Annotated in this window: 28 protein-coding genes and 1 riboswitch; of the genes, 16 read left to right on the forward strand and 12 right to left on the reverse strand. The window is 72.7% G+C overall.

Going from position 1 to position 25,912, the window contains the following annotated elements:
• Positions 1-41: 41 nt before the first annotated feature.
• Positions 42-1,838 carry an AMP-dependent synthetase/ligase gene (locus TR50_RS28630; RefSeq protein WP_042428388.1) on the reverse strand — a complete coding sequence of 599 codons (1,797 nt, stop codon included), beginning with the start codon at positions 1,836-1,838 and terminating at the stop codon, positions 42-44.
• A gap of 190 nt (positions 1,839-2,028) precedes the next feature.
• Between TR50_RS28630 and TR50_RS28635 the strand changes: the two genes are divergently transcribed.
• The 6 genes from TR50_RS28635 to TR50_RS28660 all read left to right on the forward strand — a co-directional run bounded on the left by TR50_RS28635 (position 2,029) and on the right by TR50_RS28660 (position 7,095).
• Positions 2,029-2,796, forward strand: a complete 768-nt coding sequence (locus TR50_RS28635; RefSeq protein WP_042428392.1) for a metallophosphoesterase family protein — start codon at positions 2,029-2,031, stop codon at positions 2,794-2,796.
• A gap of 104 nt (positions 2,797-2,900) precedes the next feature.
• Complete coding sequence (locus tag TR50_RS28640) at positions 2,901-3,341, forward strand: SRPBCC family protein (RefSeq protein ID WP_042428395.1); 441 nt, start codon at positions 2,901-2,903, stop codon at positions 3,339-3,341.
• Positions 3,341-4,570, forward strand: coding sequence for an ArsA family ATPase (locus tag TR50_RS28645; RefSeq protein ID WP_236654629.1), 1,230 nt, complete (start codon positions 3,341-3,343; stop codon positions 4,568-4,570). The genes TR50_RS28640 and TR50_RS28645 overlap by 1 nt, the downstream gene beginning before the upstream one ends.
• Before the next feature lie 36 nt (positions 4,571-4,606).
• Entirely contained in the window at positions 4,607-5,137 is a 531-nt protein-coding gene (locus tag TR50_RS43035) for a DUF5304 family protein (protein ID WP_052441435.1), read from the forward strand.
• 138 nt (positions 5,138-5,275) lie between these two features.
• A complete protein-coding gene (locus TR50_RS28655) occupies positions 5,276-6,214 on the forward strand; it encodes an ROK family glucokinase (RefSeq protein ID WP_042428399.1) in 939 nt (312 codons plus the stop codon).
• Positions 6,215-6,312: 98 nt separating this feature from the next.
• A complete protein-coding gene (locus TR50_RS28660; protein ID WP_042428403.1) occupies positions 6,313-7,095 on the forward strand; it encodes an endonuclease/exonuclease/phosphatase family protein in 783 nt (260 codons plus the stop codon).
• Between the two features lie 41 nt (positions 7,096-7,136).
• Here the strand turns inward: TR50_RS28660 and TR50_RS43040 are convergent, their stop codons facing one another.
• Positions 7,137-7,652 (reverse strand): hypothetical protein, encoded by a 516-nt coding sequence (locus TR50_RS43040; protein WP_052441439.1) that lies wholly within the window; start codon positions 7,650-7,652, stop codon positions 7,137-7,139.
• 5 nt (positions 7,653-7,657) lie between these two features.
• Positions 7,658-8,419: an alpha/beta hydrolase gene (locus TR50_RS28670; RefSeq protein ID WP_042428407.1), complete on the reverse strand. Its 762-nt coding sequence runs from the start codon at positions 8,417-8,419 to the stop codon at positions 7,658-7,660.
• 192 nt (positions 8,420-8,611) lie between these two features.
• On the opposite strand from TR50_RS28670, the gene TR50_RS28675 reads away from it, so the two are divergent.
• From TR50_RS28675 to TR50_RS28685, 3 genes are read left to right on the forward strand one after another with little or no spacing between them, the layout of a single operon-like run.
• Complete coding sequence (locus TR50_RS28675) at positions 8,612-9,388, forward strand: lysophospholipid acyltransferase family protein (protein ID WP_042428410.1); 777 nt, start codon at positions 8,612-8,614, stop codon at positions 9,386-9,388.
• Positions 9,389-9,396: 8 nt separating this feature from the next.
• Positions 9,397-10,614, forward strand: coding sequence for a MacS family sensor histidine kinase (gene macS / locus TR50_RS28680; RefSeq protein WP_042428412.1), 1,218 nt, complete (start codon positions 9,397-9,399; stop codon positions 10,612-10,614).
• Between the two features lie 45 nt (positions 10,615-10,659).
• A complete protein-coding gene (locus TR50_RS28685; protein ID WP_042428415.1) occupies positions 10,660-11,334 on the forward strand; it encodes a response regulator in 675 nt (224 codons plus the stop codon).
• On the opposite strand, the gene TR50_RS28690 is transcribed toward TR50_RS28685, so the two are convergent.
• Positions 11,331-11,873: a YceI family protein gene (locus TR50_RS28690; protein WP_042428419.1), complete on the reverse strand. Its 543-nt coding sequence runs from the start codon at positions 11,871-11,873 to the stop codon at positions 11,331-11,333. The two genes, TR50_RS28685 and TR50_RS28690, sit on opposite strands and share 4 nt — an antisense overlap.
• Before the next feature lie 111 nt (positions 11,874-11,984).
• Between TR50_RS28690 and TR50_RS28695 the strand changes: the two genes are divergently transcribed.
• Positions 11,985-12,458 (forward strand): MarR family winged helix-turn-helix transcriptional regulator, encoded by a 474-nt coding sequence (locus TR50_RS28695; protein ID WP_052441440.1) that lies wholly within the window; start codon positions 11,985-11,987, stop codon positions 12,456-12,458.
• Between the two features lie 19 nt (positions 12,459-12,477).
• Here TR50_RS28695 and TR50_RS28700 read toward each other — a convergent pair whose 3' ends face one another.
• The gene (locus TR50_RS28700) at positions 12,478-14,436 is read right to left on the reverse strand and encodes an anthranilate synthase family protein (RefSeq protein ID WP_042428423.1); all 1,959 of its coding nucleotides are present in this window, start codon (positions 14,434-14,436) and stop codon (positions 12,478-12,480) included.
• Positions 14,437-14,721: 285 nt separating this feature from the next.
• On the opposite strand from TR50_RS28700, the gene TR50_RS28705 reads away from it, so the two are divergent.
• Together TR50_RS28705 and TR50_RS28710 are read left to right on the forward strand one after the other, a co-directional pair.
• Complete coding sequence (locus tag TR50_RS28705) at positions 14,722-16,065, forward strand: class II 3-deoxy-7-phosphoheptulonate synthase (RefSeq protein WP_042428426.1); 1,344 nt, start codon at positions 14,722-14,724, stop codon at positions 16,063-16,065.
• A 122-nt stretch (positions 16,066-16,187) separates the two neighbouring features.
• On the forward strand, positions 16,188-16,415 hold the full coding sequence (locus TR50_RS28710) for a (2Fe-2S)-binding protein (protein WP_042428427.1): 228 nt from the start codon (positions 16,188-16,190) through the stop codon (positions 16,413-16,415).
• Between the two features lie 31 nt (positions 16,416-16,446).
• On the opposite strand, the gene bfr is transcribed toward TR50_RS28710, so the two are convergent.
• Positions 16,447-16,926, reverse strand: coding sequence for a bacterioferritin (gene bfr / locus TR50_RS28715; RefSeq protein WP_042428429.1), 480 nt, complete (start codon positions 16,924-16,926; stop codon positions 16,447-16,449).
• A gap of 133 nt (positions 16,927-17,059) precedes the next feature.
• Here bfr and TR50_RS28720 point away from each other — a divergent pair, with 133 nt between their 5' ends.
• Entirely contained in the window at positions 17,060-17,695 is a 636-nt protein-coding gene (locus TR50_RS28720) for a sulfite oxidase-like oxidoreductase (RefSeq protein ID WP_042428431.1), read from the forward strand.
• Between the two features lie 73 nt (positions 17,696-17,768).
• Positions 17,769-18,320: a GNAT family N-acetyltransferase gene (locus TR50_RS28725; RefSeq protein ID WP_042428434.1), complete on the forward strand. Its 552-nt coding sequence runs from the start codon at positions 17,769-17,771 to the stop codon at positions 18,318-18,320.
• On the opposite strand, the gene TR50_RS28730 is transcribed toward TR50_RS28725, so the two are convergent.
• From TR50_RS28730 to thiO, 5 genes are all read right to left on the reverse strand, one after another.
• Complete coding sequence (locus TR50_RS28730) at positions 18,290-18,913, reverse strand: GNAT family N-acetyltransferase (RefSeq protein WP_042428437.1); 624 nt, start codon at positions 18,911-18,913, stop codon at positions 18,290-18,292. The two genes, TR50_RS28725 and TR50_RS28730, sit on opposite strands and share 31 nt — an antisense overlap.
• Positions 18,913-20,916: a Stk1 family PASTA domain-containing Ser/Thr kinase gene (gene pknB, locus TR50_RS28735; protein WP_084701139.1), complete on the reverse strand. Its 2,004-nt coding sequence runs from the start codon at positions 20,914-20,916 to the stop codon at positions 18,913-18,915. Before pknB ends, TR50_RS28730 begins: the two co-directional genes overlap by 1 nt.
• A gap of 128 nt (positions 20,917-21,044) precedes the next feature.
• Positions 21,045-21,839: a thiazole synthase gene (locus TR50_RS28740; protein WP_042428443.1), complete on the reverse strand. Its 795-nt coding sequence runs from the start codon at positions 21,837-21,839 to the stop codon at positions 21,045-21,047.
• A 5-nt stretch (positions 21,840-21,844) separates the two neighbouring features.
• On the reverse strand, positions 21,845-22,063 hold the full coding sequence (gene thiS / locus TR50_RS28745; protein WP_042428445.1) for a sulfur carrier protein ThiS: 219 nt from the start codon (positions 22,061-22,063) through the stop codon (positions 21,845-21,847).
• Positions 22,060-23,262 (reverse strand): glycine oxidase ThiO, encoded by a 1,203-nt coding sequence (gene thiO / locus TR50_RS28750; RefSeq protein WP_042428448.1) that lies wholly within the window; start codon positions 23,260-23,262, stop codon positions 22,060-22,062. The genes thiS and thiO overlap by 4 nt, the downstream gene beginning before the upstream one ends.
• Positions 23,256-23,367: riboswitch (TPP riboswitch) on the reverse strand. It overlaps the preceding gene by 7 nt.
• A gap of 40 nt (positions 23,368-23,407) precedes the next feature.
• On the opposite strand from thiO, the gene TR50_RS28755 reads away from it, so the two are divergent.
• On the forward strand, positions 23,408-24,589 hold the full coding sequence (locus tag TR50_RS28755; protein WP_042428451.1) for an NAD(P)/FAD-dependent oxidoreductase: 1,182 nt from the start codon (positions 23,408-23,410) through the stop codon (positions 24,587-24,589).
• Positions 24,590-24,660: 71 nt separating this feature from the next.
• Here TR50_RS28755 and TR50_RS28760 read toward each other — a convergent pair whose 3' ends face one another.
• Positions 24,661-24,846 carry a hypothetical protein gene (locus tag TR50_RS28760; protein WP_042428454.1) on the reverse strand — a complete coding sequence of 62 codons (186 nt, stop codon included), beginning with the start codon at positions 24,844-24,846 and terminating at the stop codon, positions 24,661-24,663.
• A gap of 143 nt (positions 24,847-24,989) precedes the next feature.
• On the opposite strand from TR50_RS28760, the gene TR50_RS28765 reads away from it, so the two are divergent.
• Positions 24,990-25,820: an enoyl-CoA hydratase family protein gene (locus tag TR50_RS28765; protein WP_042428456.1), complete on the forward strand. Its 831-nt coding sequence runs from the start codon at positions 24,990-24,992 to the stop codon at positions 25,818-25,820.
• The last annotated feature ends 92 nt before the right edge of the window (positions 25,821-25,912 follow it).

A 25,912-nucleotide genomic window follows, 5' to 3' on the forward strand; every position in this document is an offset into this window, starting at 1 on the left:
GGCGGGGGCCGAGGCCCCCGCCGCCCCTCACCGTCAGGGCGTCACTTCGCGTACAGCGCCTCGACCTCGGCGCTGAAGTCCTTCATCACGACCGCGCGCTTCAGCTTGAGCGAGGGCGTGAGGTGGCCGGAGTCCTCCGAGAGCACCGTGTCGATGACCCGGAACTTCTTGACCGCCTCGGCGTGCGAGACCGCCGCGTTGCCGTCGTCGATCGCGGCCTGGAGGGCGGCCAGCAGGTCGGCGTCGTCCTTGAGGTCGGTGACCGTGGCGTTCTCGGGCTTGCCGTGCAGCTGCTTCCAGGTCGGGAAGAACTCCGGGTCCACGGTGAGCAGCGCGGCGATGAACGGGCGGGCGTCGCCGACCACCATGCACTCGCCGACCAGCGGGTGCGCCCGGACCCGGTCCTCGATCACGGCCGGGGCGACGTTCTTGCCGCCGGCGGTGACGATGATCTCCTTCTTGCGGCCGGTGATCTTCAGGTAGCCGTCCTCGTCCAGCTCGCCGATGTCGCCGGTGGCGAACCAGCCGTCGTGCAGGGCCTCGGCGGTGGCCTCCGGGTTCTGCCAGTAGCCGGCGAACACCTGCGGGCCCTTGAGCAGGACCTCGCCGTCGTCGCCGATCCGGGCGGCGGAGCCCGGCAGCGGCTGGCCGACGGTGCCGATCTTCGGCCGGTCGTGCGGGTTGAAGGCGGTGGCCGCGCAGGTCTCGGTCAGGCCGTAGCCCTCGAGCACGGTGAAGCCGATGCCGCGGTAGAAGTGGCCCAGCCGCTCGCCCAGCGGCGCGCCGCCGGAGATGGCGTGGGTGGCCCGGCCGCCCAGCGCGTTGCGCAGCTTGCTGTAGACCAGCGCGTCGAACAGGCGGTGACGCAGCTTCAGGCCGAGCGAGGCGCCGCCGGGGGTGTCCAGCGCGCGGCTGTAGGCGATGGCGGTCTCGGCGGCGCGGTCGAAGATCTTGACCTTGCCCTCGGCCTGCGCCTTGGCGCGGGCGGCGTTGTAGACCTTCTCGAAGACGCGCGGCACGCCGAGGATCAGCGTCGGGCGGAACGAGGCCAGCTCGGCGGTGACCTCCTTGATGTCCGGGACGTGGCCGATGCGGATCGGCGCCATCGCGGCGGCGATCTCGGCGATCCGGCCCAGCACGTGCGCCTGCGGCAGGAAGAGCAGCACCGAGGAGTGGCCCGGTTGGAACAGCGGGGTCAGCCGCGCGGTGATGTTGCCGAGCTCCGCCATGAAGTTGGCGTGGGTGAGCATGCAGCCCTTGGGGCGGCCGGTGGTGCCCGAGGTGTAGACGATGGTGGCGACGGTGTCCGGGCCGAGGGTGGCGCGGCGCTCGTCGACGGCGGCGTCGGAGACCTCCGCGCCGGCTCTCACCAGCTCGTCGAGGCCTCCGGCCTCCAGCTGCCAGACCTGCTTCAGCTGGGGCAGCCGCTCGCGCACCTCGGCGATGACGGCCTCGTGGCGCGGCAGTTCGGCGACGCAGACCACCGCGCCGGAGTTGCCGAGGATCCACTCGACCTGCTCGGCCGAGGACGTCTCGTACACGGGCACGGTGACGGCGCCGGCGCACCAGATCGCGAAGTCCAGCAGGGTCCACTCGTAGCGGGTGCGCGCCATCAGGCCCACCCGGTCCCCGGGGCCGACACCGGAGGCGATCAGGCCCTTGGCGGCGGCCCGCACCTCGGCGAGGAACTCGGTGGCGGTGCGGTCCTGCCACGCGCCGTCGACCTTGCGGGCGACGAGCGGCAGATCGGGGTACCGCTCAGCGTTGGCATGGATGAGATCGGTGAGGTTTCCGCCGCTCGGCACCTGGTAGAGGGCCGGAAGGCTGAACTCGCGCAAAGCTTGCTCCTCGATCATCTCGCGCCGTCCGGCCAGAGCTGCTCGCTCAACCGACATGGGCGCTGCCACGGCGACGCTGCTGGGACGCCAGGACGTTACTAGCGGGTAGGACCAAAGGGGTAGATGTACCAGCCAGGTGTTTCCAGGGTCACACTGATGACCAGCGTAGTGGGGGCCTAGGGTTGGGCCCATGCGGGTCCATGTGGTCAGTGACGTGCACGGCAACAGCGAGGCGCTGGCGCGCGCCGGTGAGGGCGCGGAGGCGCTGGTCTGTCTCGGGGATCTGCTGCTCTTCCTCGACTACGCCGACCACAGCCGCGGCATCTTCCCCGACCTGTTCGGCGCGGCGAACGCCACCGAGCTGGTGCGGCTGCGCACCGAGCGCCGCTTCGAGGACGCGCGCGCCTTCTCCGCCCAGCTGTGGGCCGGCGTCGGCATGGACCGCGCCGAGGCGATCGAGGGCGCCGTGCGCCGCCAGTACGCCGAGCTGTTCGCCGCCTTCCCCGCGCCCACCTACGCCACCTACGGCAACGTCGACCTGCCGCGTCTGTGGCCGGAGTTCGCCCGCGCCGGGGTCACCGTGCTGGACGGGGAGACGGTCGAGCTCGGCGGTCTGGTCTTCGGCTTCGTCGGCGGCGGGCTGCCGAGCCCGATGCGGACCCCGTTCGAGATCACCGACGAGGAGTACGCGGCCAAGGTAGCGGCCCTGGGGCGGGTCGACGTGCTGTGCACGCACATCCCGCCCGCGGTCCCCGAGCTGACCTACGACACCGTCGCCCGCCGGTTCGAACGCGGCAGCGAGGCGGTGCTGGCGGCGATCCGCGAGACGCAGCCCGCGTACGCCCTTTTCGGGCACGTGCACCAGCCGCTCGCCCGGCGGATGCGGATCGGCCGCACCGAGTGCGTCAACGTCGGCCACTTCAACGCGACCGGCCGCCCCTGGGTCCTGGACATCTGAGCCCGGACGGCCGAGCGCTTCGCGCCTGCGCGGACGCGATAGCCTCTTCGCGGCAGCAGACAGCAGTTCACGAAGACACGTGGTTGAGAGGCGGAGGCCACCCGATGGCGGAGCACACCAGGTCGAGCACCACGATCGAGGCCACCCCTGCCGCGATCATGGCCGTGATCGCGGACTTCGCCGCGTACCCGGTGTGGACCGGCGAGGTCAAGGAGATCGAGGTCCTGGCCGAGGGCGACGGCGGCCGCGCCGAGCAGGTGCGACTGCTGCTGGACGCCGGGGCCATCAAGGACGAGCACGTGCTCGCCTACACCTGGGACGGCGACCGCAAGGTCAGCTGGACCCTGGTGAAGAGCCAGATGCTCAAGTCCCTCGACGGCTCCTACACCCTCGCCCAGGCCGGGGGGCGGACCGAGGTCACCTACCAGCTCGCCGTGGACGTCAAGATCCCGATGCTGGGCATGATCAAGCGCAAGGCCGAGAAGGTCATCATCGACCGGGCGCTGGCCGGTCTGAAGAAGCGCGTCGAGGAACTCGCCGTCTGATGTCCTCCGCACCCGCGATGCCCCGGCTGGTCCTGGTCACCGGCGCGGGCGGAGCCGGCCGCAGCACCGTCGCGGCCGCCACCGCCGCGCAGGCGGCCGCGTCGGGGGAGCGGGTGCTGCTCGTCGCCGCCGACGACCCGCACCGCGCGGTGGACGGGTTGCTCGACCACAAGCTGAGCGGCGCGCCAGCCCGGACCGGGCTGGCGCCGGGGCTGTTCGCGCTGCGGCTGGACGAGCAGGCGTCCTTCCGGGCCGCCGGCCTGAAGCTGATGGAACGCGCCGGGCCCCTCTTCGACCTGCTCGGCGTCGAACCGCTGGAGGCGGACGAGCTCTCCGCCCTGCCCGGCGCCCGCGAGCTCGCCCTGCTCGACCTGCTGCGCTCCCTGCCGGGCCCGGCCGCCGAGGGCGCGGGCGGCCACGACGCGGGCTACGACCTGGTGGTCGTCGACGCCCCGCCCGTCGCGCAGCTGGTGACCGCGCTCGCGCTGCCCGCACAGCTCGACGCCTACCTGGCCCGGCTGCTGCCCGACGAGCGGCAGGCGGCCCGCGCGCTGCGCCCGATCCTGGCCGGGCTCGCGGGCGTGCCGATGCCCGCGCAGTGGCTGTTCGAGGCCCGCGCCTGGGCCTCGGCCGAACTGGCGGACGTCCGCACCGCGTTGGACGCGCCCGGCACCACCGTCCGGCTGGTCGTCGCCCCGCCGCGCGGCCCGCGCGCCCGCGCCCAGCTGCGTCGGCTGCGGGCCGCGATGGCCCTGCACCAGCTGCCATTGGAGTCGGTGATCGTGGACGGCGCCGAGCTGCCGAACGCCGAGGACTGGGCCGACAAGACGGCCTGGGGCGGCGTGCCCGTGCACGCCGTGCCGGACCTCGGCCGTGAGCCCGAGCGCGGCGACCTGTTCGCGCTGGCCGAGCCCGCCGCCCTGGCGGCCTGGCCCCAGGCGCCGGTCCTGGCCGCCCGTGAGGCGACGGCCTGGGCCGTCACCGACCGGCTCGACACCCCCGAGGGCGTGCTGGTCTGGCGCATCCCGCTGCCGGGCGCCGAACGCGGCGACCTCGACCTGGTCCGCCGCGGCGACGAGCTGCTGCTCGGCGTGGCCGGGACCCGTCGCGCCGTCCCCCTCCCCTCGGCGCTGCGCCGTTGCACGGTCGCGGGCGCCGCGCTCCGCGACGGGGAGCTGACCGTGCGATTCGCCCCCGACCCTTCCCTGTGGCCCGCCTCTCCCAGGTAACGTCGAAGGCGAAGACGCCGACGAGGGGAGTGGGTCATGAGCAGTGCCGAGGACAACGCCGCGGAGCGCAGCGGGGACGTGTGGGCGGAGGCCGTCGCCGAGCAGAGCACCGGCCAGAACACCGGGCAGAACACGGGACGGAGCGGCGGGCAGGAGCACGCGGAGCCGGCCGTGTCCGAGGACCATGTCCCGGTGGCCGACGCCGATCAGGTCGACGTCGAGGGCGACGGGGCCGGGGCGGGCGCGCGGGGCGACGCCGGCGAGGGGTCGCCGTTCGGCGGCGAGCTGCCGTTCGGTGCGGATCTGGGCCCGCTCGTGGACGAGGTCCGCCGGTTCGCCTCGACGGTGAGCGAGAAGGTGACCGCGCTGAGCTCGGGTCAGAGCGACCCGATGGAGGTGCTGCAGAACCTCGCCGCGCCGCTGCGGAGCAGCAGCCCGGCCGTGTACGGACACCTGCTGGCCGCGGGGGGCGAACTGATCGCGGCGTACCGGGCTGCGGTTTCAGCCTCCGAACGCCGCTGGGCGGCGCCGAAGCAGAACGGGACCGAACAGATCGACCTGGACTAGACCTCCGAGGCCGGAGCTGACGCAGAAAGAGGAGATTTGTTTTCGACTTCTGAAGTCGACCCGGAACACTCTCGCCTTCCTGTCTTCGGCTAATGTACGGTACCGCCCAGCGGGGATCCACCGGAGACTGAGGGACACATGGGACTCACCATCGGCGTCGACGTCGGCGGCACGAAGATCGCGGCCGGGGTCGTGGACGAGAACGGGGCGATCCTGGCGCGCACCCGCGTGCCGACGCCCGCCGATCCGCAGTGGGCCGTCGGCGCCATCGCCGACGCGATCAAGGAGCTGCGCGAGGAGCACGACGTCGTCGCCGTCGGCGTCGGCGCTCCCGGCTACATCGACCGCGACCGCTCCACGGTCCTGATGGCGCCCAACATCGCCTGGGAGAACGAGCCGCTGAAGGCCCGTATCGAGGATCTGGTCCACCTGCCGACGGTGGTCGAGAACGATGCCAACGCGGCCGCCTGGGGCGAGTTCCGCTTCGGCGCCGCGGCCAGCCACCAGGACATGATCATGGTCACGGTGGGGACGGGCATCGGCGGGGGCATTGTCATCGAGGGCCGGATGCACCGCGGCAGCTTCGGGGTGGCCGGCGAGATCGGCCACCTGAACATGGTCCCCGACGGCCTTCCCTGCGGCTGCGGCTCCAAGGGCTGCTGGGAGCAGTACAGCTCCGGCCGCGCCCTGCGCCGCTACGGCCGCGAGGCCGCGGCCGCCGATCCGCTGCGCGGCAAGCGGCTGCTGGAGCTGAACGAGGGCGTCGCCGAGACGATCACCGGCAGCCAGATCACCCAGGCCGCCCAGGAGGGCGACCCGATGGCCCTCGACGTCTACGACGAGCTGGCCGACTGGCTCGGCCGCGGCCTGGCCGACCTCGCCTCCCTCTTCGACCCGGCCGTCTTCGTCCTCGGCGGCGGCGTCTCCGACTCCGGCCACCTGCTCCTCGACCCGGTCGCCAAGGCCTTCGAGAAGTACCTCATCGGCGGCGTCCACCGCCCCCGCGCCGAGGTCGTGCTCGCCACCATCGGCTCCGCCGCCGGCATCATCGGCGCCGCGGACCTCGCCCGCGTCTGACCCCCGCCGGGCTCCGACCACCACGCCGCACGATCTCCACACGATGTGCCCGCGCCGTTTCCCGGTGCGGGCACTGTTGTTTTGTCAGACTCGAAGGCATGGACTCGCTCGTGCACCAGACGGAGCTGCCGCCCTCCGGGCCGCAGCGGGACGGCTCGGAGATCGTTCGGGTCGTCAGCTACAACATCCGCAGCCTGCGGGACGACCGCACCGCGGTGGTGCGCGTGCTGCGGGCGCTGGAACCGGACCTGGTCTGCGTCCAGGAGTCCCCGCGCTTCTGGTTCCCCCGCCCCCAGGCCGCCTGGCTGGCGCGCTCGGCGGGGCTGATGGTGCTCAGCGGCGGCAGGTCCGCCTCCGGTCCGCTGCTGCTGGGCCGCCTGCGGGCGGTGCCGCTCTCCACCCACGACATCTGGCTGCCCCGCCGCCCGGAGCTGCACCAGCGCGGCTTCGCCACCACCGTGGTCCGGCTGGGCGCCGCGGCGCCGTTCTCGGTGACGAGCTGTCACCTGTCCCTGGACTCCGGGGAGCGGTACGAGCAGTTCGAGCTCCTGCTGGACCACCTCGGCGGCCTCGGCGTGGCGCACTCGGTCGTCGGCGGGGACTTCAACGAGCACCCGGGAGAGCGCGGTTGGGATCTGCTGGCCTCCCGCCTCCAGGACGGCTGGACGACCCGCCCGTGGGGGAACGAGTTCAGCAGCGTGCCGAAGCACCCGTACCAGCGCATCGACGGCGTCTTCGCCACCAGCGGGGTCGAGGTGCTGGCCTGCGGCGTCCCGGGCGAGGGCCTCCCGGGGCTGGGCGCCCTGAGCGGGAGGGACCTCGTCCTCGCCACCGACCACCTGCCGGTCGTCGCGGTGCTACGGGTGCCCGCCGCGGCGTGAAGCGGGGTGAACCGGCGTGAACCGGCGTGAACCCGCGGGCCTCAGACGACCGCGCCGTGGTTCGGGTCGTCGTCGTGGTCCTCCGGGTCCGGGTCCTTCATCCGCACCACCAGCGTCGCCACCGCTCCGGCGATGCTGCACACGCCCAGGAACGTCGCCATCCCCTGCGGCAGCTCGCCGATGCCGCCCAGCAGGATCAGGGCGATGCCGACGACCAGGGCCAGCAGGGCCAGCTTCGTCGCCGGCTGCGCCCGCGGCAGCGGGGGCGGCTCCGGCGGGGTGTAGTGCTCGTCGTCCGGGTCCTCCGCGGCCGTCCAGGCGCGCGGGTCGACCGGCGGGACCGCCTGGACCATCGGGAGCGGGCGGACGACGGGCGGACGCGGGCGCTCCTGCGGTGCGCCCAGGCCCATGTCGGACGCGGAGACGTCCTCCGCCTCCGGCCAGCTGCGGTCGGACTCGGCGACGGGCTCGTCGAAGCCGGCCACCAGCTCCGCGAACAGCTCGTCGTCGGAACGGCCGGATCGTTCGGGGCGCTCCGCGCCCTCCGGCTCGGCCATCGCGCTCAGCCCTTCGCCACGGGAACGGTCAGGCGCTGGACGAAGTCCATGCTCCCGTCGAAGATCAGCTCCGCGTCGTAGTCGAGCGTCGCCACGTGGAGGCTGCGTTCCAGCAGGCGCTCCTCGAGATCCTTCGAGCCGACGTGCTCCAACAGGGTCCGGCCGCTGTCGGGCGAGACCACGTTGTCCTTGGGGCTGCGGAAGAGCAGCAGCGGCTGCGTCACCGACGGCAGCTCGGACTGGACGATCTTCGTCAGCTGCTTCATCGAGTGCGCGGCGTGCAGCGGGGTGCGGGTGTAGCCGCCCTCGTCGACGCCGGGCTTGGCGATGTCGCTGGCGATCCCGGGGAAGCTCGGCACCAGGTGGCGGACCACCGGCAGCGCGACGTGCGCCTGTCCGGGCATCTTGACCAGCGGGTTCACCAGCACCAGGCCGCTGACCCCCGGGCCCTGCTGCGCGGCCAGGTGCAGCGAGAGCAGCCCGCCCATGGACAGGCCGAAGACGAAGACCTGGTCGCACTCCTCCGCGAGCTCCAGGTACTCGCGTTCCACCGTCGCGTACCAGTCCTGCCAGCGGGTGGTGTTGAGGTCCTTCCAGTGCGTGCCGTGGCCCGGCAGCAGCGGGAGGGAGACGCTGTAGCCCTCGGCGGCGGCCCGCTCCGCCCAGGGGCGCATCGACCTCGGGGATCCGGTGAAGCCGTGGCAGACCAGGATTCCCACCGGCCCGCCGTGATGGCGGTACGGTTCGGCGCCGGGCAGCAGCGGCATGACGGGTCCTTCCCGAGGGGTGGGCCAAGTGGGGGCGAATCGGGTGCGCCAGTACGCGCCATCGTCGCACGTCGGCAACGCGCGCGTACAGCTTCCGTATTCCCGCCCGCCTTCCTCCTGCCTCCGGGTGGAGGGAGACTGGCGCGAACCGGACTAAGGTTCTCGTTGGTCAGGTGAGTATGGAGGTCAGGGTTGTTCTACCGGCTGATGAAGTTGATCGTCGCCCCGATGCTGAAGGTCTTCTTCCGTCCGTGGGTCGACGGGATGGAGAACATCCCCGAGGAGGGCCCGGCCATTCTGGCCAGCAACCACCTCTCGTTCTCCGACTCGTTCTTCCTTCCCGCGCTGATCCCGAAGCGCCGGGTGACCTTCATCGCCAAGTCCGAGTACTTCACCGGGACGGGTATCAAGGGCAAGTTGACGGCCGCCTTCTTCAAGGGCGTCGGGCAGCTCCCGGTGGACCGTTCCGGTGTGCGCGGGGCCGGTGAGGCCGCGATCCGCAGCGGCATCGAGGTCATCGAGCGCGGCGAGCTCTTCGGCGTCTACCCCGAGGGCACCCGGTCGCCCGACGGACGCCTCTACCGCGGCAAGGTCGGCGGCGTGGCCCGCATCGCCCTGGCCACCGGCGCGCCGGTGATCCCGGTCGCGATGATCGACACCGAGAAGCTCCAGCCCCCGGGCCAGGTGCTGCCGAAGCTCGGCGTGCGCCCCGGCATCCGGATCGGCCGGCCGATGGACTTCTCCCGCTACCACGGCATGGAGAACGACCGCTTCATCCTGCGCTCGGTCACCGACGAGGTGATGTACGAGATCATGCGCCTCTCCGGGCAGGAGTACGTGGACGTCTACGCCACCGCCGCCAAGCGCGCGATGCAGGAGGCGAAGAAGCAGGAGAAGCAGGAGAAGCAGCACGAGAAGCAGCAGGCCAAGCAGGCTGCGCAGAGTCAGCAGGACCAGCAGGAGCAGTAGGAGGGGACGTGGAGGACGTCGGGGGGAAGCCGAGGAGCGCAGCGGTCGCCGTCGGCGGTTCGTTCTCCGTCGAGCAGCCGCTGTGGATCGCGATCAGCGCGTTCCGCGTGCTGACGCTGCTCTACGCGATCGGCCGGTACGCCCAGCACGAGCAGCACTACACGAACATGCTCGGCGCCTGGATCTACATGGGCGTCCTGTCGGTCTGGACGCTGGGCACCGTCAAGGTCTTCTGGTCCAAGGAGCACTGCGGCCGCCGCTGGCTGTTCGCGGACCTCGCCCTGGTGGTGCTGGGCATCCTGCTGACCCGCGCCTTCGACGCCCCGGTCTACGTGCACGACGGGGACGTCACCCTGCCGACCATCCGCGCGGCGGGCAGCGTGCTCGGCTTCGCCGCCTACGGCGGCTGGCTCCCGGCGGCGTTCGCCGGGACGGTGGTCGGCGTCGCCAACGTCATCGAGGCGGGCAAGCTCGACTCCTCGAACCTGCACAACATCGTGCTGCTGCTGCTCTCGGGCGTCGCCATCGGCTTCGTCATCGACCTGGCCCGCAAGAGCGAGGAGACGCTCGCCCGCGCGCTGGAGATCCAGGCGGCGACCCGGGAGCGCGAGCGGCTGGCCCGGGACATCCACGACGGCGTGCTGCAGGTGCTGTCGCTGGTGAAGCGGCGCGGACTGGAGCTCGGCGGGGAGGCCGCGGAGATCGCGAGCCTGGCCGGTGAGCAGGAGGTGGCGCTGCGCCGCCTGATCACCAGCGGTCTCGGTCCGGCCGAACCGGCCGGCCCCGTTCGCGCGGCCGAGGCGCCGGTCGACCCGAGCACCCCGCAGGACCTGCGGATCCTGCTGGCGCCGCTGTCGGACCAGCGGGTCAGCGTGGCCCAGCCCGGGACGGCGGTGCTGCTGCCCGCCCAGGCGGCGAGCGAACTGGCGGCGGCGGTCGGCGCCGCGTTGGACAACGTCCGTCAGCACGTGGGCGAGCAGGCCCAGGCGTGGATCCTGGTCGAGGACGAGCCGGACTCCGTGATCGTGAGCGTGCGCGACGAGGGTCCCGGCTTCGATCCGGCGCGCCTGGCCGAGGCGGAGCGCGAGGGCCGGCTGGGCGTCTCGCAGTCGATCCGCGGCCGACTGCGCGATCTCGGCGGCAGTGCGGAGATCTTCTCGGCGGCCGGACAGGGCACCGAGGTGGAGCTGCGGGTGCCGAAACAGCGTCAGCAGAGCCGTCAGTAGAGCCGTCAGCAGGGCCGTCAGCAGGCGTCAGCGGGAGGGGAAGCGATGGGCGAGGCGATACGGGTGATGGTGGTCGACGACCACCCGATGTGGCGTGAGGCCGTGGCGCGGGACCTTGCGGACGCCGGCTTCGAGGTCGTGGCCACCGCGGGCGACGCCCGCGAGGCGGTCCAGCGCGGCCGGGCGGTCTCCCCGGGCGTGGTGGTGCTCGATCTCAACCTGCCGGACCAGCCGGGCGTCGAGGTCTGCCGCCAGCTGATGACGGGTGACGCGGCGCCGCGCGTGCTGGTGCTGTCCGCCAGCGGCGAGCACGGCGACGTCCTGGAGGCGGTCAAGTCCGGCGCCACCGGGTATCTGGTCAAGTCCGCCAGCCGCGAGGAGCTGATCGACGCGGTGCGCCGCACGGCGGCGGGCGACGCCGTGTTCACCCCTGGCCTCGCCGGGCTGGTCCTCGGCGAGTTCCGCCGCCTCGCGGCCGAGCCCGTCCCGGCGGGTCAGGACCGCGGCGACGCGCCGAGACTGACCGAGCGCGAGACGGAGGTGCTGCGCCTGGTGGCCAAGGGCCTGCCGTACAAGGCGATCGCCGACCGGTTGGTGCTCTCCCCGCGCACGGTCCAGAACCACGTGCAGAACACCCTCGGCAAGCTCCAACTGCACAACCGGGTGGAGCTGGTCCGCTACGCCATCGCCGCCGGGCTCGACGAGGACGAGCAGGCCTAGGCCCGGCCTGATCCACCTGCGAGGCCCTGGTCGCGCGTGAAGGTGGCGCTGACGTTGACGGCGGTCAGGCCCTTCATCATGCCCAGCTTGTTCCAGCCCAGGCCGAAGCGGTCCCGGTCGATGACGGTCTCCACGGCCACGGTGACGGTCTGGTCGGTGCGTCCGGTCACGGTCCCGGTCAGCGTCAGCGGCTCGGTGACGCCGCGGACGGTCAGCTCGCCGGTGAGCGCGACGGTGCCGTCGTTCCGCGGCGCGGCCTCGGTGGCGGTGAAGACCAGCTCAGGGAAGCTCTCGCTGTCGAAGAAGTCGGCGGACCGCAGGTGGATGTCGCGCTTGGTGTGGCCGGTGTCCAGGGAGGCGGCGGCCAGGGTCAGCGTCCCGGACGCGGGCCCGCCGTCGGCGGGGACCTCCCCGACGCCGCTCACCTCGGTGAAGCGGCCCTTGACGGTGACCAGACCCCACATCGTCCGGTGCTGGATGCGCACCTCTGAGGCGCTGGGGTCGAGGCGGTAGCGGCCGGCGGGCAGGGTGACGGACATGGCGAATGAACCTCTCGCTGGATAGCTAGCTGAGTATTAAGTAGCTAGTTAGACATTAACCCGCATTGCTACCCTGGGCAAGAGCGGTCGATTCGTACGAAAGGTCGGGGGATGGCCGAGAACTGTCCGGACGCGGCGGACCTGGCGCTGCTGGATGAGTGGAACACGCTCCAGGCGGGCTTCCGCCGCCTCACCGACCAGCTGCTGGCCGACGTCGACGCGAAGGCCGGCATCGCGCCGTCGGAGTTCCAGGTGCTGTGGTTCCTGCTGACCGCGCCGGAGCAGGCCGCGCCGATGAACCAGCTGGCCGCGACCCTGAACTTCACCACGGCGGGCACCACGAAGGTCGCCGACCGGCTGACGGAGGCGGAGCTGATCCTCCGTCAGCCGAGCGCGGCGGACCGCCGCGTGGTCCTGGCCTCGCTCACGGACAAGGGCCGGCGCGTCGCGATGGACGCGGCCCTGGCCCTCGCGGGCGCGCTGCGCGAGCGGGTCGTCGACCGGGTCGGCGCGGACGCCTTCTCCAAGACGGCGGGCTGCATGCGCGAACTGGACCCGAACCCCGAGCGGCTCTGCCGCCCCTGACGGGCGCGGGGCCAGGCGGTCACGCCGTCTGCGGCACCAGCCGTTCGAGCGCCTCCCGCACGATCGCGAGCCCGTCGAGCGTCAGCACGGACTCCGGATGGAACTGGAGCCCCGCGAACCCGGGCCCGCGCAGCGCGTGGACGTCGCCCGTCGCGGCGTCCCGGCTGACCTCGACGCCGCGCGCGGCGAGCTCCCGCGCCGCCGCCTCGTCCGCCCGCGCCGTGAACGTGTTGTAGAAGCCGACCGTCCGCTCCCGGCCGAACAGGGCGATCCGCTCCTGCGCGCCCTGGTACGGGGTGGCCTTCCGACGCAGCGGCAGTCCCAGTGCCTCGCACAGCAGTTGGTGGCTGAGGCAGACCGCCAGGAAGCCCGACGGGCGGCCGGCGGCCAGCAGCGAGGCGACGAGCGCGCGCATCGTGTTCATCTTCGGGTCGTCCGCCGCCGGGTCGCCGGGGCCGGGGCCGAGCACCAGCGGGCCCTTGTGCGCGGCGACGGCGTCCGCCAGGCCCGGGGCATCCCAGCGGCGAACGGTCACCCGGTGGCCGAGCGAACGCAGCAGGTGGGCGAGCATCGAGGTGAAGGTGTCCTCGCAGTCGACCACCAGGCAGTGCGATCCCCCGTCCGGCGCCGCCGCCTCTGCCGCCTCCGTCGGCGAGGGCGTCTGCATCCGCAGCCAGAACGGCGAGAGGTTCCTGCGCCGGGAGTCCAACGCCGCCTGGACGCGGTGGTTCTCCGCGAGCAGAGGCGTCGCGCCGCCGCGCGCCGGGCGCGCCGGGACGGCGCCGATCGCCGCCAGCACCCCGGCCGCCTTGGCGTGGGTCTCGGCGACCTCGGACGCCGGATCGGAGTGGCGCACCAGCGTCGCGCCGACGCGGACGGCGAGGCGTCCCGTGGCCGGGTCGATGTCGGCGGTGCGGATCAGGATGGGGGAGTCGAGCGTCTGCGCGCCGCCCGCCGTGCGGCCGATCAGGGCCAGCGCGCCGGAGTAGTAGCCGCGCCCGGTGGGCTCGTAGCGCGAGATGACCCGGGTCGCGTTCTCGACCGGGCTGCCGGTGACGGTCGCCGCGAACATGGTCTCGCGCAGCACCTCGCGCACGTCGAGCGAGGTGCGGCCGCGCAGCTCGTACTCGGTGTGGGCGAGGTGCGCCATCTCCTTCAGGCGCGGGCCGAGGACCTGGCCGCCCAGGTCGCCGACCTGGCACATCATCTTCAGCTCCTCGTCCACGACCATGGTGAGCTCCTCCAGCTCCTTCGGGTCGTGCAGGAAGGCCAGCAGCGAGTCGAGCGTCGGGCCGGAGGCCGGATAGCGGTAGGTGCCGGAGATCGGGTTCATCACGACCGTGCCGCCGGTCTGCCGCACGTGGACCTCGGGGCTGGCCCCGACCAACACCCTGTCGCCCGTGTGGACGAGGAAGGTCCAGTACGCGCCGCGCTCCTGCTCCAGCAGGCGGCGGAAGAGGGTGAGCGCGAGCGCGGGGGAGAAGTCGGCGAGGGTGGCGGTGAAGTCGCGGCGGATCACGAAGTTGGCGCCCTCGCCGCGTCCGATCTCGTCCGCGATGACCTTGCGCACGATCTCGGCGTACGCGTCGTCGTCGACGTCGAAGGAGCCGTCGCGCAGCGCGACCGGCCGCTGCGGCAGCGCCGCGCGCAGCTCGGCCAGCGGGAGGCGGTGGGATTCGCGCACGCGCAGGGCGCGCAGCGGGGTGCCGTCGTCGCGGGCCTCGAAGCCGCGCTCGCGGATCTGCCGGTAGGGGACGAGGGCCAGCAGGTCGTGCTCGGGCCGGCCGGAGGCGGGTGCGCCCGCGGGCAGCGGCAGCTCGGCCAGCGTCGCGTAGGCGCCGACCTCGCCGATCAGCAGCTCCACGGTGTCGGGGGCCAGGCGCGGCGTGCGGCGGTGCAGCAGGGCGAAGGGCTCAGGTGCGTCCAGCAGCCGTGCGATGAGGGCGGGCACGTCGGGCGCGTCGGTCGCGTCGTTCACGGAAGGGCCTTCCTGGCGCGGTCGGGAGTCGGGTCGGGTGGACCGCTCCTCGGGGAGGCCGCGTCGGACGCGAAACGGCCGCCCCGAGGGGCGGCCGCTGGAGTCTGCGTGGGTACGCGAGCTAGTGGGCCGCCTCGGGGACGGTCCACCACCAGGAGTAGGTGTACTGCGCGTTCACGGACACGAGCGTAGCGGACGTTCCCGGCGGAGGGTGACGTTCCACGACGTGTCTCACCCATCGGGCGTCGTGCCCAATTCGTTTCCGTGACCACGTAGCCTTGCAGCGTGACCGTGAACGCTGACACCACCGCCCAGGACTTCTCCTGGCTGTCCCTTCCCGCGGCGCAGCAGCCTGAATGGCCGGATTCCGAGGCTCTGCGCAAGGTGCTTGCGGAGCTCGCCTCGTATCCGCCGCTCGTCTTCGCCGGCGAGTGCGACCAGCTGCGCGCCCGCCTGGGGGCGGTCGCGCGCGGTGAGGCGTTCCTGCTCCAGGGCGGCGACTGCGCCGAGGCCTTCGACGCCGTCTCCGCGGACCACATCCGCAACAAGCTCAAGACGCTGCTCCAGATGGCCGTCGTGCTGACCTACGCCGCCTCCGTGCCGGTGGTCAAGGTCGGCCGGATCGCCGGGCAGTACTCCAAGCCGCGTTCGAAGTCGACCGAGACCCGCGACGGGGTGACCCTGCCGGTCTACCGCGGCGACTCCGTCAACGGCTTCGACTTCACGCCCGAGTCGCGCATCCCGGACCCGGAGCGCCTCAAGCGGATGTACCACGCGTCCTCGTCCACGCTGAACCTGGTCCGCGCGTTCACCACCGGTGGCTACGCGGACCTGCGCCAGGTGCACGCGTGGAACCAGGACTTCGTGCGCAACTCGCCCTCCGGCCAGCGTTACGAGCGTCTGGCCAAGGAGATCGACAACGCGCTGGCCTTCATGAACGCCTGCGGGGTGGACCCGGAGGAGTTCAAGACGGTCGAGTTCTTCTCCTCGCACGAGGCGCTGGTGCTGGACTACGAGACGGCGCTGACCCGCACCGACTCGCGCACCGGCGACCTGTACGACGTCTCCGGCCACATGGTCTGGATCGGCGAGCGCACCCGGCAGCTGGACCACGCGCACATCGAGTTCGCGTCGAGGATCCGCAACCCGCTCGGCGTGAAGCTCGGCCCGACCACCTCGGTCGACGACGCGCTGACGCTGATCGACCGCCTCGACCCGGACCGCGAGCCGGGCCGGCTGTCGTTCATCACCCGGATGGGCGCGGGCAAGGTCCGCGACCTGCTGCCGAACCTGGTCGAGAAGGTCACCGCGTCGGGCGCGCAGGTCGCCTGGATCTGCGACCCGATGCACGGCAACACCTTCGAGGCCGCCACCGGCCACAAGACCCGCCGCTTCGACGACGTGCTCGACGAGGTCAAGGGCTTCTTCGAGGTCCACCGGGCGCTCGGCACCCACCCCGGCGGCATCCACGTCGAGCTGACCGGCGACGACGTCACGGAGTGCGTGGGCGGCGGCGACGAGGTCTTCGTCGACGACCTGCACCAGCGCTACGAGACGGCCTGCGACCCGCGCCTCAACCGCAGCCAGTCCCTGGACCTGGCGTTCCTCGTCGCGGAGATGCTGCGCTGAGGGGTGACGCCCGAGTGTGATGAAGGCCCCTCCGGTTTCGACCGGAGGGGCCTTCCCGCTTCCGGGAGAAGTTGAGTAAGGTAAGCCTTAGCTCATTTGCCTGGTCGACTTGGAGGACCCCGATGTACGTGTGCGTGTGCCACGCGGTCACCGAGGAGCGGGTCCGTCAGGAGATATCCGAGGGCGCGAAGACCCCCCGACAGGTGGCCAAGGGCTGCAAGGCCGGCACCGACTGCGGCTCCTGCGTCCGCCGGATCCAGGCGCTGCTGGGGCACGAGGGCGCGCGTCCGTGCCCGACATCGCGGCTCGCGGCGAAGCTCGGCCTGCCCGTGAGCGTCCAGGCCGCCTGAGGCGCTAGCTCCCCGCTCTCAGCACCCGCTCTCAGCTCTCCGGCTGCTCGATCAGCTGCGCCAGGTAGAGCGGCTCGCCCAGCTTCTCCAGCAGCTCGAGCTGGGTGTCGAGGTAGTCGATGTGGTGCTCCTCGTCCGCCAGGATGGACTCGAAGATGTTGGCCGAGGTGACGTCCCCCTTGGCGCGCATGACGACGATCCCGCGCCGCAGCCGGTCGATGGCCTCGACCTCGATCTGGCGGTCCGCCTCGAACATCTCCCTGACCGTCTGCCCGATGCGCAGATGGAACAGGCGCTGGTAGTTCGGCAGACCCTCGAGGAAGAGGATCCGGTCGGTGAGCACCTCGGCGTGCTTCATCTCGTCGAAGGACTCCGCGCGGGTGAACTTCGCGAGCTTCGTCCAGCCGAAGTTCTCCTGCATCTTGGCGTGCAGGAAGTACTGGTTGATGGCGGTCAGTTCGGCCGTCAGCTGCTCGTTCAGGAACTCGATGACCTCGGGGTCGCCCTGCATGGGACCGCGCCCTTTCTCTGCCGATTCATCCGGTTTCGACGCATCGTTCCATTCCGGACGGCCCGAATCCAGCAAGGGCACACTCACCTGACCCGTGGCGTTCACAACCTCAGGCGTCTGTCACCATTGAGCCATGGGTCAGTCCGAAAACCAGCAGGCGGCAGCTTCGGAGACCCAGCCGTCACTGCCCCCCGGCCAGCGCCTCCAGCGCGGCTGGCCGGTTCTGCACTACGGGCCGATCCCCCGTTTCAAGCCGGCCACCTGGGAGCTCCAGGTTTTCGGCGCCACCGCCGACGGCGACAAGCACAGCTGGACCTTCGAGGAGTTCACGGCCCTGCCGCGGACCGAGGTCACCGGTGACTTCCACTGTGTGACCCGCTTCAGCATGCTCGGCAACCGCTGGGGCGGCGTCTCCACGGCCACCGTCCTGGACCTCGTCCCGCCCGCGCCCGAGGTCACCCACGTCATGGTCTGGGCCGAGTACGGGTTCAGCTCCAACCTGCGCCTGGCCGACTTCGCCGCGCCCGCCTCGATCCTCGCCACCCACCGCGACGGCGAGCCGCTCACCGTCGAGCACGGCTTCCCGGTCCGCCTCGTCGTCCCCCACCTCTACGCCTGGAAGGGCCCCAAGTGGGTCCGCGCCGTGGAGTACATGACCGCGGACCGCCGCGGCTTCTGGGAGGAACGCGGCTACCACAACCTCGGCGACCCCTGGCGCGAGCAGCGCTACACCTACCAGGAGGCGCCGGGCGACGGCCCCGAGGCCTGACGACGTGGGCTCCCGCGGAACGGATGTCCGATATCCGATTGCCGCGCCGCGACGGGTCCGGAAGTATCCCGACATGGAACACACCGCCGAAGAGACCCTCCGCCACGACCGCGTCGTCCTCACCCGCTGGCGTGATGACCAGGTCGACGAGCTGACCGCGCTCGTGGACGACTCGCTCACGCGGCTGAAGCCGTGGATGCCGTGGGCGCACACGCACTCGCGGGAGAGCATCGTCGCGTACCTCGCGCAGGCGGACGCGGAGTGGGCCTCCGGCACCGCGTACAACTACGCGATCCGTGAGGGCCACCCCGACGCCCCGGTACTGGGCTCCTGCTCGATGATGGCGCGGATCGGCCAGGGCGGCTGGGAGATCGGCTACTGGATCCACGCCGACGGCGGCGGCCGCGGCCTGGTCACCATGGCCGCCGCCGCGCTCACCCGGCAGGCGTTCGCGCTGCCCGGAACCACGCACGTGGAGATCCACCACGACGCCCGCAACCACGCCAGCGGCGCGGTCCCGAAGCGCCTCGGCTTCACCGAGACGGAGCGCCGGCCGGGTCCGGAGCGGGAGACGGTGGTCTGGCAGATCGACCGTCAGGCCGTCGGGCTCGCCGACTGGCTGTAGTCCGGCGCGTAGCCCGAGCCCGGCCAGGGGCCGGGAGCCTCGCCCACGGGCTTCGTCACCGTCTCGGTGCGGGCGAGCTCGAAGCCGCGGGAGCGGTAGTTGCGCAGGGCCGCGGGGCCGTCCAGGGAGCAGGTCTCCACGACGACCGTGCGGGTCGCGGCAAGGGAGGGGTGACGGTCCGCCAGGTCCCAGGCGCGGCGCAGGCCGAGGTCCAGGAGGTGGCCGCCGAGGCCGCGGCCGATGAAGGCGGGCAGCAGGCCGAAGTAGACCACCTCGACCACGCCGTCCTCGCGCGGCGCGAGCTGGACGTAGCCGGCGGGGGTGCCGGAGACCCAGGCCACCCACGTCTCGGTGCCCGGGACGGAGAGCCACTTCTCCCACTCCGCGTAGCCCCACCCGAGCCGGTCCGTCCAGTTCCAGACCCCGCCGACGGCGGTGTAGAGGAACCGGGCGAACTCCGGGCCGATCAGCTCGGCCCGGACGACCGCGAGGTCGAGCCCGGCCGGGGCCGGGACGGGCACGGCCCGGAGCGCGGCCGGGGACCGCTGCTCCAGATGCCAGACGGTGACGCTCGTCGGTGACGTCGGCGGCATCAGTAGACCCAGATGGTCACGGTGCTGCCGAGAGCGGCCTGGCCGTTGCCGCCCGGGGTCTGGCTGTGCACCGTGGCGCCGCCGAACAGGGAGAAGCCGAGCGTGCGGACCTTGAACCCGGCCTGCTTCAGCTTCTTCTGGGCGTCCTTCTCGCTGAGGCCGGTCACGTCCGGGACGGTCACCTGCTGCTGGCCCTTGGACACGGTCAGGGTCACCGTGACGCCCTGCTGCGAGGTGCCGGGCGGCGGGCTCATCGCGGCGACGGTGCCCGGGTCCTGGTCGGAGAAGACCTGGTTCGGGTCGACCTTGACCTGGAAGCCCGCCGACTGGAGGTCCGAGGTGGCCTGGTCGACGCTCTCGCCGGTCACGTCGGGCAGGTCGACCGGCTGCGGGCCGGAGCTGACGATCAGGGCGACCGGCGTGTTCGCCGCCACCTGGGCGCCGGCCGCCGGGTCGGTGCCGATGACCGAGCCCGCCGGAACGGTCGGGTCGCCCTGCTGCCGCTGGGCGCCGATGCCGAGCCCGGCCTGCTGGAGCGCGCTGATCGCGTCGTTCACCGACTTGCCGGTCACCGTCGGCACGGTCGGGCGCTGCGCGCCCTTGGACACGTCGACGGTCACCGTCGTGTCCTTGCGGACGTGGGCGCCGGGGCCCGGGTCGGTGCCGATGACCGAGCCCTTGGGGACGGTCGGCGAGAAGTCCTCCTTGACCTTGACCACGAAGCCGGCGCGCGAGAGCGCCGCCACGGCCGTCTGCTGCGGCTCGCCCAGCACGGCCGGGACGCCGGTGTAGAGGCCGCCGTTGAGCGCCCAGGTCAGCCCCGCGACCAGCAGCGCGACGACCAGGACCAGCCCCGTGGGCAGCGCCCAGCGCGGGCGGCCGCCGCGGCGTCGCCGCGCGACCGGCGGCGGCTCCGGAATCTCGTGGCGCGGCATGACGATGTCGGCCGGCAGCCCGCGCAGCAGCGCCGGATCCATGAGCGCCGGGTCCATGATCGAGGTCCGCTCGACCGGCGGCGCGGTGTCGGCGGGACCGACGGGACCGACGCGACCGACGGGGCCGGCGAACGGCGGAAGCATCGTCGTGGGGGAGCCCGAGGCGGACGGGGGCGTCGCCGCCGGGGGTTCCGCGTCCAGCTGCGCCGGGCTCAGCCCACGGCGGATCCGCTGGAGCTCGGCCAGCAGTTCCACGGCGTCGGCGGGGCGTCGCGCGGCGTCGCGCGCGGTCGCGGCGAGCGTTATGGCGTCCAGCTGCTCCGGCAGGCCGGGCACCCGCTGCGAGGGCGGCGGCACGTCCGTGCTCAGGTGCTGGTAGATGACGTGCATCGGGCTTTCGCCCGTGTGCGGCTTGGCGCCCGTCAGCATCTCGTACAGCAGCACGCCGCAGGCGTACACGTCGCTGCGCGGGTCGGCCGCGCCGCGCTCGATCTGCTCGGGCGCGAGGTAGGAGACGGTGCCCATCACCTGCTGGGTGGTGGCCGCGGTCTGTCCGTCGACGGCGCGGACCAGACCGAAGTCGGCGACCTTGACCCGGCCGTCCTCGGTCAGCAGCACGTTCTCGGGCTTGACGTCCCGGTGCACGAGCCCGGCGCGGTGCGCGGCGCCGAGGGCGGCCAGCACCGGCTCCAGGATGTCCAGCGTGGTGCGCGGGCTCAGCGCGCCCCGGTCCCGCAGCAGGTCGCGCAGGGTCCAGCCGGGCACGTACTCCATGGCCAGGAAGACCGCCGGCGGCAGGCCCGCGTGGTCCTCGCCCTGGTCGAAGACGCCGACCACATTGGGGTGCGACAGCTTGGCGACGGCCTTGGCCTCGCGGATGAAGCGGCCGACGAACTCCGGGTCCGCCGCGAAGCCCGGGTGCATCACCTTGAGGGCGACGACCCGGTCCAGCCGGGTGTCGACGCCCCGGTACACCGTGGCCATGCCGCCCACGGCGATGCGCTGCTCGACCCGGTACCGGCCGTCGAGCACGCGCCCGATAAGGGGGTCCTGCAACGTGACGTCCACGTTGAGGAGTCTAGGGGGAGGCGGAACCTCCGCCTGCGCCACGGCACCATCCGTCGCAGAAGTGTAACGACTCGCGGAAACACCACGGACGCTCCGAACGCGGCCGGGAACGCCGGTCGGACCGCAGGTCAGAAGGCTGGCGCCTCGGGGTCGAACGCGGCGCGGCCCTCCATCGGGGAGGACGCCTCGGCGTGGAAGCGCCGCGGGATGCGGCCCGCCCGGTAGGCGAGGCGCCCGGCCTCGACCGCCTTGCGCATCGCCTCCGCCATCAGCGCCGGTTCCTGCGCCCGGGTGACCGCCGTGGCGAGCATCACCGCCGCGCAGCCCAGCTCCATGGCCAGCGCCACGTCCGAGGCGGTGCCCGCGCCGGCGTCGAGGATCACCGGGACGTTCGCCTGCTCCACGATCAGCTGGAAGTTGTGCGGGTTGCGGATGCCGAGCCCCGAACCGATGGGCGAGCCCAGCGGCATGACGGCGGCGCAGCCCACGTCCTCCAGCTTGCGGGCGAGCACCGGGTCGTCGTTGGTGTAGGGCAGGACGACGAAGCCGTCGTCGACGAGGGTCTCGGCGGCGTCCAGCAGCTCGATCGGGTCGGGCAGCAGGGTGCGCTCGTCGGCGATGACCTCCAGCTTCACCCAGTTCGTGCCGAGTGCCTCCCGGCTCAGCCGGGCCGTCAGCACGGCCTCCCCGGCGGTGAAGCAGCCGGCCGTGTTGGGCAGGACGCCGATGCCGCAGCGTTGCAGCACCTCCAGCACCGAGCCGCGTGCGGTCGGGTTGATCCGGCGCATCGCGACGGTGGTCAGCTCCGTGCGGGAGGTGCGCAGCGCCTGCTCCAGCACCTCCAGGCTGGGCGCGCCGCCGGTCCCCATGATCAGCCGGGAGGAGAAGGAGCGGTCGGCGATGGTGAGCAGATCGTCAGCCATGGCGGTCAGCCTCCCTGCACGGCGGTGAGGATCTCGACGCGGTCGGCGTCGGCGAGCACGGTCGCGTCCCACTGGCTGCGCGGGACCACGGTCTCGTTCACGGCGGCGGCGACGCCGCTCGGCGCGGCCGACAGCTCGGTGACCACCTCGGCGAGCGTCACCCCGCCGGGCAGCGAGCGGGCCTCGCCGTTGACGGTGAGTCGGATCGTGGCGGCGGCGGTCATCGGGTGAACTCCGGGAGCTGGGTGACGGATGCTGCGAATCGAGCGGGGGAGAACGGCGCGGCCTCGGGCGGCAACTGGCCGGTGGTCAGGAAGTCGGCGACCGCGTCGCCGGTCACCGGCGTCAGCAGCACGCCGTTGCGGTGGTGGCCGGTCGCGGCGACCAGGCCGGGCAGGGCGGTCGGCCCGAGCAGCGGCGCGTTGTCGGGTGTGCCGGGGCGCAGGCCCGCGTTCGACTCGACCAGCGGCAGCTCGGTGATCCCCGGCAGCAGCTCGCGCGCGTCGCGCAGCAGCTCGTAGACGCCGCCCGCGGTCACGGTGGTGTCGAAGCCCTGCTCCTCCATGGTCGCGCCGACCACGAGCTCGCCGTTCTCACGCGGGACCAGGTAGATGTGGCAGCCGCGCACCACCGCGCGCAGGTTGCGGGAGAGGAACGGCGTCGGCAGCGGGCCCTGGACGGTCTCCATCCGCAGCCGCAGCACCTGTCCCTTGACCGGCCGGACGGGCGGCCGCGCCTCGGGCGGCAGCCCCGGCAGGTCACCGCTCCAGCTGCCGGCCGCGACGACCGTCGCGTCCGCGCGCAGCGTCAGGCCGTCCTCGGCGCGGACGCCGACGGCGCGGTCGTTCTCCGTCAGCAGCTCGGCGGCGCGGGAGCGGTGCAGCGTCACGCCGCTCCGGCGGCAGGCTTCGACGAGCGCGGCCCCGAGACGTCGGGGATCGACCTGGTGGTCGCCGCCGACCAGCGTCCCGCCGCGCACGTCCGGCGCCAGCATCGGCTCCAGCCGACGGCACTCGCGGCCGGTCAGCCACTCGGTCTCCAGTCCCAGGCGGCGTTGGAACGCGTGCACCTCGCGCAGCTCCGCCCGGTCGTCGGCGTCCAGCGCGACGGCCAGGGTGCCGCAGCGGCGGTAGCCGGTCCCCAGGCCGCTCGCCCCGGTCAGCTCGGCGACGAAGTCGGCGTAGCGCTCGTTGGACGCGATCCCCAGCCGCAGCAGCGGCTCCTCGCCGTACTGGAGCTCCGTCACCGGCGCGAGCATCCCGGCGGCGACGTGGTTCGCGCCGCGCCCCGGGTCGGGGTCGAGGACGGTCACCCGCAGCCCGCGCTGCGCGGTCCGCCAGGCCACGGCCAGGCCGATGATCCCGCCGCCGACGACCAGGACGTCGGGCCGGACGTCGGGTCGGCGGGCGTCAGTGGACGTCATGATGCTGCACTCCCTTCGCCGGAATGACCCGGATCAGGTTCGGACGGTCGGAGGCGCCCCAGCCTCCCTCTCAGCCCGGTGCTCCGGGCTCCCGCGTTTGTGAGTAGGTCGAGCTACTTCCCGACCCACTCTATACAGTGGCCGAATGGCTGATGAGATCGTCCGGGTCGTGGTCGTCGGCGCGGGGATGGCGGGGGTGCAGACGGCGGTGTCGTTGCGCCAGCAGGGCTACGAGGGCTCCCTGGTGCTGCTGGGCGCGGAGCCCCACCCGCCGTACGACCGTCCGCCGCTCTCCAAGGACGTCCTGCTGGGGCGCGCGGAGCACTCCCGCTTCGAGATCGACTTCGAGGAGCTGGGCATCGAACTGGCGCTCGGCCGCCGGGCGCTCTCACTCGACGCCGACGCGAGGACGGTGAAGACCGACGGCGGCGACCTGTCCTACGACCGGCTGGTGCTGGCGACCGGCGCCGCGCCGGTCTCCCTGCCCGGCCAGCCCGAATCGGCGTTCCTGCTGCGCACCCAGGACGACGCGCTGGCCCTGCGCGAGGCGCTGCGGCCCGGAACCCGGGTCGTCGTGGTCGGCGCGGGCTGGATCGGCGCGGAGGCGGCGACGGTCGCCCGCCGGCTGGGCTGCGACGTCACGGTGGTGGAGGCCGCGTCGTCCCCGCTCGCGGGCGCGCTGCCCGCGGAGCTCGGCGAGCGCACGCGCCCGTGGTACGCGCAGGCGGGCGCAGAGCTCCTCACGGCCTCGGCCGTCAGCGGCATCGACGAGCACGCGGTGCGTCTGACGAACGGCAGGGAGCTCGCCGCCGACGCCGTCGTCGTCGGCATCGGCGCCCGCCCGGACAACGCCTGGCTCGCGGGCTCGGGCATCCCCCTGGACGACCGCGGCGCGGTCGCCGCGGACGCGCGGCTGCGCGCGGGGCGCGCGGACGTCCACGCGGTGGGGGACTGCGCGTCCTTCCCGTCGGCGCGGTACGGGCGCCGCCTGGCCGTGCACCACTGGGACAACGCGGTGCAGGGCGCACGGGTCGTGGCGGCGAACGTCCTGGGCGGCGAGGTGGTCTACGACCCGGTGCCGTACTTCTGGTCCGAGCAGTTCGGCCACATGGTGCAGGTCGCGGGCGTGATCGACGCCTCCGCGGAGCAGGTCGCGCGCGGCGGGGACGCCGTCCTGTGGGTGCGCGGGGACCGGCTGGAGGCGGTGCTCACCGTGGACAGGCCCCGGGACCTCGCGCAGGGGCGGAAGCTGATCGACAGCGGCGCGCGGGTGGACGTCGCAAAGGCGGCCGACCCGACTGTGGCGCTGAAGGCTGCGATCGCCTAGCCCTCAGGGGTGCGGGGCACGCGCGGGGCCGTCCGCACAGGGTGGCCCGCTCGCGCCGTTCCTCGCGCCCCTCAGAGCGTGCGTCGGTTGCCCGGCGCGGCGTCCTCGTCGCCCAGAGGGCGTGCCGAAAGGACCGCCACCGGGGCGAGCATCAGTGTCGGGATGACGACCGCCAGCGCGGCGAGGACCGTGGGCGAGGTGGCCCACTCCAGCGCGCAGGTCGCGGCGACGACCACGGCGATCAGCGCGTAGCGCATGCCCAGCTCCTTCGTGTCCGACTTCACCCAGCAGTATGCAGCACCCGCCGCGCGGCGGCCGTTCCCAGGTGCCGGTGGATGCGCATATCGTGTTCGTGACGATGGTGGCATCAAGTGCATAACCGACAGGGGAGGTCGTGGCGATGAGTCCGTTCCGTGGGTCCGTGCCGTTCACCGAGGAGTGGCGGCACTTCCGGCTGACCCGTGACGACGCGGGCGTGCTGACGGTCACGCTGGACCGGCCGGACAAGCTGAACGCCCTCACCTTCGAGTCCTACGCAGACCTGCGCGATCTCCTCGCGGAGCTGCCGCAGCGCGGGGACACCCGGGCGGTGCTGCTGCGCGGCGAGGGCCGCGGCTTCTGCTCCGGCGGGGACGTCAACGAGATCATCGGCGCGACCCTGGAGATGCGGCCCGACGAGCTGCTCGACTTCACCCGGATGACGGGGCAGGTCGTCCGGGCGATGCGGGAGTGCCCGATCCCCGTCGTGGCCGCGATCCACGGCATCGCCGCGGGAGCGGGGTCGGTGCTCGCGCTGGCCGCGGACTTCCGGGTGGTGGCCCGGTCCGCGCGCTTCGCGTTCCTGTTCACCAAGGTGGGGCTGGCCGGGGCGGACATGGGCGCCGCGTACCTGCTGCCGCGCATCGTCGGGCTCGGGCACGCCACCAAGCTGCTGATGCTGGGCGACACCTTGGACGCCGTCACGGCCGACCGGTACGGGCTGGTCAGCGAGCTGGTGGAGGACGAGGAGCTGGACGCGAAGGCCGGCGCGCTCGCGCAGCGGCTCGCCGAGGGGCCGGCCTTCGCGCTCGCGCAGACCAAGGCGCTGCTGACGCAGGAGCTGGACATGAGCCTGGCGGCCTCGGTCGAGCTGGAGGCGATGACCCAGGCGCTGCTGATGAAGAGCGCGGACTACGCCGAGTTCCACGCCGCCTTCACCGGCAAGCGTCCGCCCAAATGGCAGGGCCGGTGAGCAGGGTCGGTGAGCAGGGCCGGTGAGCAGGGGCGCGGAGCGGGCCCGGTGACACGGCATAGCGCTGTCGTTACGATGGTGAGGGACACGGT

It is taken from the genome of Streptacidiphilus anmyonensis, assembly GCF_000787855.1.
Classification (GTDB): Bacteria; Actinomycetota; Actinomycetes; order Streptomycetales; family Streptomycetaceae; genus Streptacidiphilus; species Streptacidiphilus anmyonensis.

What these genes read in the sequence shown, in the direction of transcription:
- TR50_RS28635 (WP_042428392.1), top strand. Translation starts at nt 2,029, where the DNA reads ATGCGGGTCCATGTGGTCAGTGACGTGCACGGCAACAGCGAGGCGCTG.
- TR50_RS28640 (WP_042428395.1), top strand. Translation starts at nt 2,901, where the DNA reads ATGGCGGAGCACACCAGGTCGAGCACCACGATCGAGGCCACCCCTGCC.
- TR50_RS28645 (WP_236654629.1), top strand. Translation starts at nt 3,341, where the DNA reads ATGTCCTCCGCACCCGCGATGCCCCGGCTGGTCCTGGTCACCGGCGCG.
- TR50_RS43035 (WP_052441435.1), top strand. Translation starts at nt 4,607, where the DNA reads ATGAGCAGTGCCGAGGACAACGCCGCGGAGCGCAGCGGGGACGTGTGG.
- TR50_RS28655 (WP_042428399.1), top strand. Translation starts at nt 5,276, where the DNA reads ATGGGACTCACCATCGGCGTCGACGTCGGCGGCACGAAGATCGCGGCC.
- TR50_RS28660 (WP_042428403.1), top strand. Translation starts at nt 6,313, where the DNA reads ATGGACTCGCTCGTGCACCAGACGGAGCTGCCGCCCTCCGGGCCGCAG.
- TR50_RS43040 (WP_052441439.1), bottom strand. Translation starts at nt 7,652, where the DNA reads ATGGCCGAGCCGGAGGGCGCGGAGCGCCCCGAACGATCCGGCCGTTCC.
- TR50_RS28670 (WP_042428407.1), bottom strand. Translation starts at nt 8,419, where the DNA reads ATGCCGCTGCTGCCCGGCGCCGAACCGTACCGCCATCACGGCGGGCCG.
- TR50_RS28685 (WP_042428415.1), top strand. Translation starts at nt 10,660, where the DNA reads ATGGGCGAGGCGATACGGGTGATGGTGGTCGACGACCACCCGATGTGG.
- TR50_RS28690 (WP_042428419.1), bottom strand. Translation starts at nt 11,873, where the DNA reads ATGTCCGTCACCCTGCCCGCCGGCCGCTACCGCCTCGACCCCAGCGCC.
- TR50_RS28695 (WP_052441440.1), top strand. Translation starts at nt 11,985, where the DNA reads ATGGCCGAGAACTGTCCGGACGCGGCGGACCTGGCGCTGCTGGATGAG.
- TR50_RS28710 (WP_042428427.1), top strand. Translation starts at nt 16,188, where the DNA reads ATGTACGTGTGCGTGTGCCACGCGGTCACCGAGGAGCGGGTCCGTCAG.
- bfr (WP_042428429.1), bottom strand. Translation starts at nt 16,926, where the DNA reads ATGCAGGGCGACCCCGAGGTCATCGAGTTCCTGAACGAGCAGCTGACG.
- TR50_RS28720 (WP_042428431.1), top strand. Translation starts at nt 17,060, where the DNA reads ATGGGTCAGTCCGAAAACCAGCAGGCGGCAGCTTCGGAGACCCAGCCG.
- TR50_RS28725 (WP_042428434.1), top strand. Translation starts at nt 17,769, where the DNA reads ATGGAACACACCGCCGAAGAGACCCTCCGCCACGACCGCGTCGTCCTC.
- TR50_RS28730 (WP_042428437.1), bottom strand. Translation starts at nt 18,913, where the DNA reads ATGCCGCCGACGTCACCGACGAGCGTCACCGTCTGGCATCTGGAGCAG.
- TR50_RS28740 (WP_042428443.1), bottom strand. Translation starts at nt 21,839, where the DNA reads ATGGCTGACGATCTGCTCACCATCGCCGACCGCTCCTTCTCCTCCCGG.
- thiS (WP_042428445.1), bottom strand. Translation starts at nt 22,063, where the DNA reads ATGACCGCCGCCGCCACGATCCGACTCACCGTCAACGGCGAGGCCCGC.
- thiO (WP_042428448.1), bottom strand. Translation starts at nt 23,262, where the DNA reads ATGACGTCCACTGACGCCCGCCGACCCGACGTCCGGCCCGACGTCCTG.
- TR50_RS28755 (WP_042428451.1), top strand. Translation starts at nt 23,408, where the DNA reads ATGGCTGATGAGATCGTCCGGGTCGTGGTCGTCGGCGCGGGGATGGCG.
- TR50_RS28760 (WP_042428454.1), bottom strand. Translation starts at nt 24,846, where the DNA reads ATGCGCTACGCGCTGATCGCCGTGGTCGTCGCCGCGACCTGCGCGCTG.
- TR50_RS28765 (WP_042428456.1), top strand. Translation starts at nt 24,990, where the DNA reads ATGAGTCCGTTCCGTGGGTCCGTGCCGTTCACCGAGGAGTGGCGGCAC.